Raw genomic sequence first — 11,877 nt, 5'->3', positions numbered from 1 at the left:
ACATCGATGATTAACGAAGGTTCACGAAGAGGGCATAGCAAATATCGCTGGATGGGGGTCATCACGCTGTTAACCGCTGCGACGGTGTTGGCAACAGCCTGCTCGGCACCAGGAGCTAAGGATGCGGCAACCGTACAGTTAACGCCTAAAGCGGTCAAAACGGAAGCGATCAAGCTTCAGAAAATAAGTAATCCGATTGAACAGGTGGCAGATGTTGTAGCCGGAACAACACTCGATGTGATGGCGAAAGCGAATGGCGAAGTTACGGAAGTTCTGAAGAAACGAGGCGAATATGTGACGAAAGGTGATGTCCTTTTCGTTATTGATAATACAGATGCCTTATCTGCTAAAYGGAAGAGTGAGCTTCAAGTGAAGAGTGCACAGGATTCCTTGCAGCAAGCTCGAGATAATAAAGTGAATACACGGAAAGATTTAGCTGATAACGTAGCTCGTACACAAACGGCTTTGAATAACGCTCAGCAAGATTACAACAAAATCAGAAATGATTTTGAAGCTGGAGTTGCGGTTCAGCGCCAGGTAGACCAAGTTAAGCAAGCGTTGGATAATGCTCAAATGAGCTTAGATGCTGCGCATAGTAAGTTATCCGCATTCGATAATACGGATTCTATCTCCAGCATTGAAACACAAGCAGAATCCGCACGTCTAACATTGGAGGATGCTACTCGCTCTTTGGATAATTTCGAAGTGAAAGCTCCAGGCAGCGGTATTCTGACAGATTTCAATGTCGTGGTTGGTCAAACAGCATCTGCAGCAGCAGGAAAGGTTGGTCAAGTTCAGCAGATCGATCCTATCAAAATCAAAACTGAGCTAGCTGAAACGAACTACCAACTTGTGAAAAACAAGAAGGAGCTCGTGTACTATAACCCGAATACGCCTGATAAAAAAGGGACAGCTAAGATTAGCTACTTAGCGCCAATCATGAGTGCTGCTTCCAAAACTTATACGCTGGAATTGGATATTCCGAATCCAGATCGTACGATTCAACCGGGTGGACGTTATCTGGTCCAATTGACAACAGAGACGGAAGAGAACGTTGCTGTCGTGCCTACACTTAGTATCATTCGTGAAGAATCCGATACCTTCGTGTTCGTTCAACAAGGTGACCAATACTTGAAACGGAAAGTGAAGCTTGGACGCATTAACGGCGAATTCCAAGAAGTGCTGGAAGGCGTGAAGGAAGGCGAACAACTGGTCATCACTGGACAGAACACTTTGAAAGACGGTCAAAAGGTGACAAGCCCTGCAGCATCCGCACAACCAACTGCATCACCAGCTGCCAAATAGCATCATTGAAATTCATATTAAGGGAGACGTTATAGATGAAAAAAAGACCATGGAAATCCAGTCTAACAGCCATTATGCTGGGAGCAATGATCGTTCAAGGAGGTACCGCAGCATGGGCTGCGGAGCCTTCCACGCCAACTGTTGTCGCACCAACTGTGAATTATGGGTTAACGGAGGATATTCGCGCTGCTATCAAAAGTGTAGGTGAAACGCCGACTGCGACTGGCTCACAGCTTGCTGTGACAGTTCGCTTGTACAATGGCGGCACAACGCAAAATCGTGTGCCAGAGCACGAGCTTCGCGTGCAAACATCTAGCGGGATCTCTTACACGCTGAAACCAAGTGCAAGTAATAAAGCTTCCCTGCAACCAAAGGAAATTGCAGAGCTTGTTTATTTCGCAGCGATTGATTCGAAGGAAATCGGTAGGATTGAAAGCCTTTCGTTCGTGAACGTCGACTTGTATGCTTATCCGAAGGTAGAGACTACGCTGCTTTCAATGCCAACTAATCAAGTATGGTATGGCGGTACGGGCAGTGCAGCACTGGAAAGCATCGCTAGTGCAGAGTGGGGACAAGAGTTCACGATTTCTGGTGTGAATTCAGGACTTACGTATAAGACGGTGGAATCTTCCCTACAGAACACAGCAGCTGGTCGTGTAGCCGTTGTGACTGTTCTTGTAAACAATCCGGGAGCAGGTCGTGAAACGGTACCCGCATTCCGTATAGATGCTCAATCAGAGTCGAAGAATTATGAAGGAAAACGTACAGAAGTGGCGCCAGTTGTCTTGGCAGCAGGAGAAACGACCTACATCCACTACGCGATCCCAGTGGAAAGCGGTGTGACGTTAACGAATGTCGTCGTGCTATCGACAGATACGTTTGTTCCGAAAGACGGAGGACAACCTTCGGAATTGGCAACAGCTAAGTTGGCTATGAACTGGCCAGTAGATGGGGCTAATACAACCGCAGCCGCGTATACGATCGGTCAACCGATCACTTTCAATGCACAAGCCAAAGTGATTGATAAGTCGACGGAAGTATCCTTAATGGAGCTGCATTTGCATGAGAATCCAGGTGAGGGCTATAAGACAGCCGTAGCGAAGTTCAAATTAACGAACGCAAGCACAACGCCAGTAGCAACACCAGCATTCTTGACGGAGCTAACAAGTAAGCTAGGTGCCTCCTACCAAGGTGTTCGTCAAACGAATGTGACGACGATGCTGAATCCTGGATTGAGCTATGTGGTCAGCTATTCCTATATTGTTCCACAATCCGAAGATAGTGAAAGTTTTGCTTTGAAAATATTAGATGCACAGGCTGCAGCTCCATATACGACGACGATTGCTGCGTTGCAAACGGACCTTCAGAAGGAAACGACGGATAATATTATTTCCTTGTACCCAATTGATGTGACGTTCAAGGACATAAACGTTAATATGCAATATGCGATGGGGACATACAGCTACAAGGTGAAATTGGATCTAACTATTACACAGGCTCCAAATGTTGTGGTTGATAACAATTTCTCCAAATTAAGATTTGAGATCGTGGATAGCTTAGGACGTGTTGTAGGTTCTAAAGACGCCTCTTTTAATGGGCCTAATAAGTTAATTAGTGGCAGCCAAATCCTTGATGCGACAGGGGCTAATTTGGATCAATTCAGCTCCCCATTCACGATTAATGTCTATGAAGCCATTGATACGCCAACGGGAATCGCTAAACGTTTAATCAAAGTAATGAAATAATTGCATATGCGTTATATTGAAAAAAACAGCCTGCTAGTAGAGAAATCTACTGGCAGGCTGTTTCTTGTGTAAGTATTCCGTTTACCGCTGTACCCTAGCTTTCACAGATTTCGCATAATCCGATGGTGACATCCCGACGGTTTTCTTAAAATCTCTAGAAAAATAATGAATGCTTGTGTAACCAAGCAAGCTCGCAATTTCTGTTATGTTATAAGGGCCTTCACGCATATAGGTTTTGGCTTGCTCGATTTTGAGTAATTTGAAGGCTTCCATAATGCCCATACCCTTCTGGGATTGAAAGAGCTCCTTCATACGACTTTTGCCCAGGTGAAAGGTTTGGCAGAGGTCATCAAGGGTAAAGGAATCTGCCAGATGATCGCTCAAATAGGCCATAATCTGACCGACGAGCCCAACCTCAGCTTTCTCCTTTTGCAACGAGGACTGTTTCAATTTCTGAGCTTCCTGAACGTTTCCCCGAGCTYCTAGTTTACGGATAAGGGTGATAAGGAGAATTTCTAAATAAGCTTTGATGAGCTGCTCACTAGCAAACGATGCCTCTTCGTTTCTTTCTAACAAATGAACGGAAGGAGAATCGAAGGGAGGGAGGAACGCATGAAATCCCTCTTGCGTGATGATTGAAAGCATATTGCGTTCGCGATCGCCTAACGATACGACTTTATTAGCTAGCTGAGACATAGCCTCAGAATGGCAGACGAAGGCGATAACGATGAGATTCGGCGGCTTATGCGCATGTCTGACATGAACGGTATGGAACTCCTCCGGTTTGTGGAAAATCATATTCCCCTGCTGGAGGGTATGGATGACATCGTCGGCACGGACCTCGACTTCCCCCTTGTCCACGTAGAGAATTTCCCAGAAGTCATGCTGCTCACCGTCGAAAACAAAGCCTTTGGCATATTCAAAATAGTGAAAGGAAATGAGCGCTTCGATCGAAAGTGATTCCTGTAAATAGATTCTTGGGAAATCCATGGTGTCCGTCCTCTCTAGGCGATTTTCTTCCCGAATATAGCCATTTTACCACATTCAATTTAGCTAAAGTGCAAATAATTCGGCTTAATAGATAAATCCAATGGGACATCACTCTTTTATAATAAAGGAAAGAAGCGGAGGCGATTATCAATGAAAAAAGGGATAAATATTTGGTCATTTCCAGGCTCTATGAGCGTGAAAGATTGCATTACGACTGCGAAAAAAGCCGGATTCGACGGCATTGAGTTAGCTTTGAACGAAACGGGTGAACTTAGTCTGGAAAGCACGGAAAGTGAAGTTCGTGCGTACCGCCAGCATGCTGATGAAACAGGGATTGAGGTAAGCAGCTTAGCGACAGGCTTATTCTGGTCTTATTCCTTGACAAGCAGTGCCCCGCAAACGCGTCAGAAGGCGAAAGACATTGTGAAGAAGCAGCTAGAGCACGCCGCGGCACTTGGTGTTGATACGATTTTGGTCGTACCTGGTGCGGTAGGTGTTGATTTCATCCCTGACTCTGAAGTGGTTCCATATGACCAAGCCTATGACTACTCCCTTGAAGCCATTCAGGAGCTTTCGGCCGTTGCCGAGTCTTTGAAGGTTTCGATTGGGATTGAAAATGTGTGGAACAAATTTTTATTATCACCGCTGGAAATGCGGGATTTCATTGATAAAGTAAATTCACCTTATGTAGGTGCATATTTCGATGTAGGGAATGTTATATTCTCCGGGTATCCGGAGCACTGGATTTCTATTTTGAGCCATCGTATTAAAAAAGTACATTTCAAAGATTATCGCCGCGCAGCTGGCGGTTTGCATGGTTTCGTTGACCTGCTTGCAGGCGATGTGAATTATCCGGAAGTGATGAAAGCCCTTCAATCCGTCGGTTATGATGACTATGTGATCGCTGAAATGATCCCAGGCTATACGCATCACGGTGAGCAAATTGTTTATAACACATCAGGCGCAATGGATGCTATTCTGGGGAGGAAATAATCATGCTAAGAATCGGACTAGTTGGACTAGGCTTCATGGGAAGAACACATTTGGAGAATTATGTACGCCTAGAAGCAGAAGGTGTTGCGATTAAAGTTGTAGCGTTATGTGATATTGACCCGGTTAAGCTAGAAGGCAACGCGGTTGCTGGAAATATTGATACAGGTGATTCGGCGATCGATTTCAACCTCTATGCGAAGTACACTAGTGTGTCCGAAATGATTGAAAAAGAACAGTTGGATTACGTGGATCTAGCTCTCCCGACTTACCTGCACCGTGATATTACGATTGAATGTCTAAATAAAGGTCTGCACGTGCTATGTGAGAAGCCAATGGCTTCGAATCCGCAAGAGTGTGAAGAGATGATTGCAGCTGCTGAAGCGAATGGCAAGCAATTGATGATTGGACAGTGTCTGCGCTTTTGGCCAGCCTATGTGTATTTGAAAGAAGCTGTAGAGAAGGGGACTTACGGTAAAGTAACAAGCGGTTATTTCTACCGCGGCGGCGCTACTCCGACTTGGGGACCATGGCTAATCGATAAAGAGAAGAGCGGCGGAGCTTTACTCGATATGCATGTTCATGATATCGATATGGTTAATTGGTTGTTCGGAAAACCTGAATCCGTTTCGTGTTTGGCACGAAATGTAGTTCCAGGCAGCGGCTATGATGTCGTGTCTACGAATTATTTGTACGGGGATGGCAAAGTTATCAATGCGCAAGCTGACTGGACGCTCGAAGGTGATTATGGCTTTGATATGCAGTACCGTGTCAATTTCGAGAAAGCGAACATTATTTTTGGCGCGAGCGGCCTGAAAGTGAACCCGAATGATGCGGCTGGATTCAATCCAGAGCTATCACCAGAGATGGGCTATTACTTGGAGCTGAAATATTTCATTGAGACGCTTCTCGCAGGGGAATCGGTTACAACCGCAACGCCGGCTAGTACACGGGAAACGATTGAAATTGCTGTCGCTGAGATGGCTTCGGCAGACAAGCAAGGGGCTTGGGTGGAAGTGAAATAGTAAGCGAGATCTGTATGTAAACCTTGGGAATCGTATCTGATTTCTAAGGTTTTTTTGAATTGAGGCACTAAGTATACGCGGCTCGCTCTGGTAGGCAGTAGAACGCATACCTCTACATCATATAAAGGAATGACATCTTCGATAACTTCGATGTTTTGCCCCCTTTTGACAGGCGTAACGTACAGGAGATGGTTCACGTACCGGTTAATGGCATAAAGAACCGTTTCCCGCACTGCCACACTACCGCAGGAAGCATAATCTTCGAACACATGCCAGGCGATGTAAATGCCGTTAGGGCTTTCTACTATGCCGGGGCCAGCGGCTCTCAAGGTGCTCACCGATGCCAATAGTGGCAGCAACAAAAACGGCAGTCTAGGACATATTTCCGTTTCCTAGTCCGCCGCTGTTTCTTTTCTCGGATCAGTCTGCAATTTTTTGCGTTTGAATGTCATCCCACTTGCGAAGGAAATTCGAGGAGATTCGCCTTATTTTATGCTCCATCGAGAAGCGAATAGGCGAAAAGTCGCTGCGAGTTTGTTTAAACGAAATTGACAAGGATATCTGCTGTTGCTCAACCCTTTTCCTTATAACTGCAGCAATTTCCTTGCGCAGATGAGCATGTGCGTCCCCGATTTTGAACAATGCCATGAGGCTGAACGTGAAGTATTGAAAGTATAGCTCTTCATCGTCTGCAATAAATTCGGTAGAACCATTTATATTTCTTATTCCGGAAGAATCGGATAACAAGGCGATCAATTCAGGCACAATAACCGTGTCCTTTAATTTACCCAGCAAATAGATCGCTGTATATCCTCTGGCATTATTATATTTGATGCTCGTTTTCGGCACGAAGGAATCGCGTTCCACGACCATAGCTCGCAGCATAGGAAGCGCTGCTTCATCCTGCATAAGGGCTAATGCAAAGGAACTGTGCTTGCGCAAATGTTCATTCTCCTGCTGTTGCAGCCATTCGAGAAGCAGCGGTTTCATGGAGGGACCGTTTCTTATTGCTGACCATATGGCTAGGCCTGGCTTTTCACTGCTTAAGCCTTTCTGAATGTTTACCGTTTCGTTCAACCAATGAATAATCGGATTCTTCTCATCCTCGTAGGCGATTCGATCCTTCATTCCCACATGATTGTGCGGATTCAAACATCCGGTTGATCTTAGTAGTGCCGCTAATTCATCATAAGGTACGTTCAAGAGATCTGTTTGATGCCGGGTAGCCAGATAGGCCGCCATAGCCGCCGCTTCTCCGCACTTCTGCATATCCCGCTTCATCCGCACACAAGGGGCAAGATCATGGTCGAGCGCCAGGCACCGCCCTGCAACGATTAGGCCTTTCATTCCTTTGGGGATGAGTGCCCCGAGCGGGACAGGGACTGAGAAGTTTACGCCCCACATGCTGCCTGCTACGGTCCAATCCTGCTGAGTTTCGCTTTCGAATGCAACGTCCTTACTATGATTATCCAAATTAGCATATGCGTAAAATAAGGGCTGATCGGTGAGGCGATTGTGCAGGTAACCATTAAAGGTAAGATTGGACTCGCCTTCGATAAACCTTCCTTCGCGGATACCAAGCAGCGGTGCTAGGCGGAGAAACCGCTGCTGATCGTCGTATCGATCCTTCAAGTGCGTATGCAGAAGCGCAGAATCGACAATCGCCCGAGTCAAATCCTCTTCATCTGCCTGATCCACATAGCCGGAATCGGTATAAACAAAAGTAACTCTTTGTTTCTCCAAGGCGACGATGACATTAGAAAAAGGTTGGGATTGGCCGTCGCTCTCGCGTCCTTTACGAGTCGGACAGCCGGCCATCGTGCATACCTCTGCATCTCCCGAGCTGTCGATAACGATGCGGCTTCCAGCGGTATGAACGCCATCAGCGTCGATCCAGCGTATCCCTTTGACCGTCAACCCTTCCAGATAGACGCCAGTTGCAGTTGCCTCATAGCATAATTCAACACCTGCCTCCAGCGCCTTCTGTTCCATCACATACTTCTTCAACTCGCCGTTCACCGTCACCTGGGGTGTGTAAGAATCGCGTTCCAGTTCTAGAACTTGCTTATCAATTTCTTCGTAGAAGCCGCCCTTGGAACCGTAATAATAAGCAAGCACACCACCGGCCGTACCCACGCCCCCCATACAATTGAGTCGCTCGATACCCAGCACCTTCAACCCCATCTTCGCTGCTGTGATAGCAGCTATCGCCCCGKCAGTTCCAAGTCCTACAACAATAATGTCATATTCGTTATCAAATAAATGATTATGAGCAAGGGTTTCAATAACGGACTTATTTACAATCTCTGATAAGATCATTCGGGCTCACCTCCTGCTTTGCATAGGATAGTCCTGCTTCGAAGGCTTCCATGAAATTATCATAAGCGCAAGAGGGCAGCCAGCTCGAGCCCATTGCCGCGACTTGAGCTCCCTTGTTTACCTTAATATCGAACGTATCGGCAACTGCCGCCAATTTCCATGGACGAAGCATCTTCGGCCTGTTCATCCAGAATTGATGTAATTTGTCACGAGCCACGATCCAATTGTCCTTGTTATCTACCTTAAATTGGAAATAAATCTCCGATGGAAATCCTCCTTGTACCATTTCGTAGCTTCGCCCGGAATCGCCTATCGATGCTGCCAGTGGAGGACCATCAAGAATAGCATTAATGCTTTTTGCAAGGATGGGGGGATTCCACAGATGAGATGAGCCGCAGGTTGAAGTCGTATCAATAATGTTTCGGACTTGCACCGTTTGCGAGCCTGAAGTGTTGTAAAGCATCACTTCATATCCGTCTTCTGATGATCTTACTTCGGTGATTTCCGTCATCATACGTATATTCAGGTCATGCTTTCGAATGAAATGATACAGAACCGGTGAAATACCGGGAAGGTGGACGGCGCCGTCCGCTTGCACAATATTGCGCCTGACAAGCTCGTCATATAACTCCTGTCCGATACCGGAAGTCGGTCTGTTGGCAAGCCCGTGTCCCGGACGATAGCTGTTAACATATTCATGACCAACTAGTGAGGACCTCTCAACAAGAATGGACTGTTTGCCTAAGCTGTATGCCATCCCTAGACCGGCAAAAGTGGCTCCATAGATCAATACAGGAGCATCAGAATGAAAGGCTGTCATGATTTCTCACTCCTAACTTGAAGAATTTCCCTCAGCTTTGCGGCCATATGCTCACCCATGAGCATGTGGCCGTAATCGGAAGGGTGAAGCAAATCAAATACAAGCGATGACATTTCCTTCATAATCTCGTAACCTTCAATAAGATAAAGCGAAGAGTGGTCCAGTTCGGCGACGATTTCTCGTAATATGTGATTAAATTGAGCTTCATTCCTGCTGGCTGGATAATCCATGTGCGAATAGGTYGCCGCATTCGGATAGACGGTAATGACGACCACAGGCTTCTGAGGCTGCTTCTGAATCACGGTCTGGATTAAATAGTATGCCCGTTCTTTAAACTGCTCAGGTGTAAAGAGCGTTCTCATATTGACTCCTAGCTCCAGCGTAGCTATATCCCAGTCATTCCGATTTGCAATGTAATCCACAGCTTCTTTCTCGCAGAGACACGAGCCACTCAAACCGAGATTAAGAACATCAACGCCAAGACGTCTTGCGGCCTGTTGAGCATAGCAATTGTAGTAATGGATTGCGGCGCCYCCATGCGTGATTGACGAACCGTAGGCAAGCCATCTTAACGCAGGCACTTCGTTCTGATGCGGCGGGCGGACACTCCGACCCAAAGTATCCAACTCGTGAAATACCGCTGTATAGCGGCAAGTCATTATCCTCCACACATGGGGCGAGAACGATAAAGACGACTCTTCCGCCAACTTCCTGTCAGGGCTTTCCCTCTTGAAGCGTTCGGGCTCTTCTAATAAAAGCGTACGTCTGACACCTGTTTGCAATCGGTGGTTGGAGTGAAAGTAATCACCTTTAAACACGATCAGATCTCCGTCTTCTTCCAGTGAGGAGATCGACAGCCTCACGGCCTCGGCATCGGTGACGAAGCGAATCTCGCAACCGCTGGATTGTGTGGATATATGGGATCCTCTTGTACTTAATCGATTCCGTACGTCTCTTGGATATCGATGTAAGCGCAGTCCGGGGAATAGTTTGTTTTCTTCCAATTCCACAACATTATGAAATTCAAGTTGATTGTAGATCATCATGTACTCCTCTTATGCGAGCTGCCTTATTTTTTTACGGAAAGCTCCTTGTAGATCTTATTGACTTCCTCAGTAATTTCTTTGCCTCCCGACTTGTTCCATGTTTCCACAAAACGGTCAAAACCTTTATCTGTATCTACTTCTCCTGTAATAAACTTAATGAAGTATTCCTGTTCGATATTGACCAAATCCGGATATTTGACAGCTGATGGGATGATGAATTTCGCTTCATTGACGACGCGCTCTACCCCTTGGGCCAGCTGGTCCCGCTGTGCAATCTCTTCTGCAGAGTAAGTAAACGGCTCGAACGCTTTCGATTTACGTGAAAGCAGGCCATAGTAATTGCMGAATCCCATATTGATCCGCTTCTTACTATCCTTGAAATCGTCCTTAATTACAGGTYTTCCGTTCTCCATCGAGTAATGTACCCCATCTTCCCCAAATTGGGACATCAAGTAGCTGTCTTTATCGGAGTAGAACGAATTAAGAATTTCATATATTTTTTCTTTCTTAGCCGGATTCTTGCCTGCATCAACGCTCATGCCTATATAATTGCCCGTTAAGCCCCACATGGCCAATTTGCCGGGTCCGTATGGACCTTCAAGCGCTTTGCCAACCATAAGGTTGATGCCATTTTTTTTAGCTAACTGCCCGATTTTGCCGTTTTCTCTAAAGTTGCTCCAGTTTTCGGTTGAAATGCCCACGCGTTTGTTCTCGAAGTCATTTCTTTTGCCGTCATTTGTAATGAATTCCGGGTCGAGGACGCCATCTTTAAACCATTTGTTGAGCAGCTTAAACGATTCGCGAGCACCTTCTGTCGTTATCCCATAGACCAGATTGCCGGATTTATCTTTGGACCAGGATTTGGGATGTACATGATGGGCGCCGAATACGTACTGAAAGGAGTCCGCCGCCCCAGTCTTCCCGTAACCAGTCAAGCCAAAGGTATCTTTCTTGCCATTGCCGTCTGGATCATTATTGCGGAATTTATACAGGACATCTTCCAGCTCTTTCAATGTTGTGGGAGGCTGGTTATATCCAATGGCTTTGAGCCAATCCCCGTTATAAAACGGATGAAGGGGGAGTACACCTTCAAGGTTGGTAATCGGAATACCGTAGCTTTTGCCGTTAATGAGGCCGTCGTTCCACGCACTCGGCTGATTCTTATCAATAAACTCAGCAAGTGTTGGCATCTTCTTTTTGATTTCCTCGATGGGCAGTTCAGCCAGCAGACCTTGCTGGGAATACGTGCTTACATCAGCCGTCCCCCAAAGCAACCACATATCGGGAAGCTCATTCGTGGCTAATCTCAAATTGAGCTGGTCTTTCCAGTTTTGCCGGTCAATACGCATATTTTTGATTTTGACATTGAATTTCTTTTCTATCCAATTCTGTACCAAGGAACCGTCTTGCTCGGGAAAGTCAAAGCTAAGCCAGCTTATTTCTACAGGTTTCTGTACCTGCGGCGTTGGATTGCCGCTTTGACTCGGCGTTACTTCCGTTTTGGTGCAGCCGCTCAAGACAACAGATGCGGCGAGTACGGATGCGATTGTCATTTTCAAACCTTGATGTTTCATGGTGAAGCCTCCCTTTTATTAGTTTATAGAATAACGCTATGAAGCCATGGAGTTCAATCTACC

9 protein-coding genes are annotated in these 11,877 nt (G+C 46.3%); 4 read left to right on the top strand and 5 right to left on the bottom strand.

Translation table 11 applies throughout. The features are described from left to right. Window positions 1-6 precede the first annotated feature (6 nt). A complete protein-coding gene (locus AC1DLM_RS12135; RefSeq protein WP_477570058.1) occupies window positions 7-1,305 on the top strand; it encodes an efflux RND transporter periplasmic adaptor subunit in 1,299 nt (432 codons plus the stop codon). A gap of 35 nt (window positions 1,306-1,340) precedes the next feature. Beyond that, complete coding sequence (locus AC1DLM_RS12130; RefSeq protein WP_477570057.1) at window positions 1,341-3,050, top strand: hypothetical protein; 1,710 nt, start codon at window positions 1,341-1,343, stop codon at window positions 3,048-3,050. Window positions 3,051-3,131: 81 nt separating this feature from the next. On the opposite strand, the gene AC1DLM_RS12125 is transcribed toward AC1DLM_RS12130, so the two are convergent. Continuing rightward, a complete protein-coding gene (locus AC1DLM_RS12125; RefSeq protein WP_477570056.1) occupies window positions 3,132-4,040 on the bottom strand; it encodes an AraC family transcriptional regulator in 909 nt (302 codons plus the stop codon). A 150-nt stretch (window positions 4,041-4,190) separates the two neighbouring features. Between AC1DLM_RS12125 and AC1DLM_RS12120 the strand changes: the two genes are divergently transcribed. Together AC1DLM_RS12120 and AC1DLM_RS12115 are read left to right on the top strand one after the other, a co-directional pair. Then, a complete protein-coding gene (locus AC1DLM_RS12120) occupies window positions 4,191-5,033 on the top strand; it encodes a sugar phosphate isomerase/epimerase family protein (RefSeq protein WP_441988103.1) in 843 nt (280 codons plus the stop codon). Window positions 5,034-5,035: 2 nt separating this feature from the next. Next, window positions 5,036-6,055 carry a Gfo/Idh/MocA family protein gene (locus AC1DLM_RS12115; protein WP_441988104.1) on the top strand — a complete coding sequence of 340 codons (1,020 nt, stop codon included), beginning with the start codon at window positions 5,036-5,038 and terminating at the stop codon, window positions 6,053-6,055. A gap of 420 nt (window positions 6,056-6,475) precedes the next feature. Here the strand turns inward: AC1DLM_RS12115 and AC1DLM_RS12110 are convergent, their stop codons facing one another. Genes AC1DLM_RS12110 through AC1DLM_RS12095 form a run of 4 tightly spaced genes read right to left on the bottom strand, consistent with a single transcriptional unit; the run spans window position 6,476 to window position 11,814 of the window. After that, complete coding sequence (locus tag AC1DLM_RS12110) at window positions 6,476-8,374, bottom strand: FAD-dependent oxidoreductase (RefSeq protein ID WP_477570055.1); 1,899 nt, start codon at window positions 8,372-8,374, stop codon at window positions 6,476-6,478. Beyond that, complete coding sequence (locus AC1DLM_RS12105) at window positions 8,349-9,194, bottom strand: FAD-dependent oxidoreductase (protein ID WP_441988106.1); 846 nt, start codon at window positions 9,192-9,194, stop codon at window positions 8,349-8,351. Before AC1DLM_RS12105 ends, AC1DLM_RS12110 begins: the two co-directional genes overlap by 26 nt. Continuing rightward, window positions 9,191-10,240, bottom strand: a complete 1,050-nt coding sequence (locus AC1DLM_RS12100) for an SGNH/GDSL hydrolase family protein (RefSeq protein ID WP_441988107.1) — start codon at window positions 10,238-10,240, stop codon at window positions 9,191-9,193. The genes AC1DLM_RS12105 and AC1DLM_RS12100 overlap by 4 nt, the downstream gene beginning before the upstream one ends. Before the next feature lie 23 nt (window positions 10,241-10,263). Further along, a complete protein-coding gene (locus AC1DLM_RS12095; RefSeq protein WP_477570054.1) occupies window positions 10,264-11,814 on the bottom strand; it encodes an extracellular solute-binding protein in 1,551 nt (516 codons plus the stop codon). Window positions 11,815-11,877: the final 63 nt, after the last annotated feature.

The organism is Paenibacillus sp. 01T442 (genome assembly GCF_056398345.1).
Note: the sequence above shows the minus strand (reverse complement) of the source record. Positions and strands in the feature narration are given on the sequence as shown.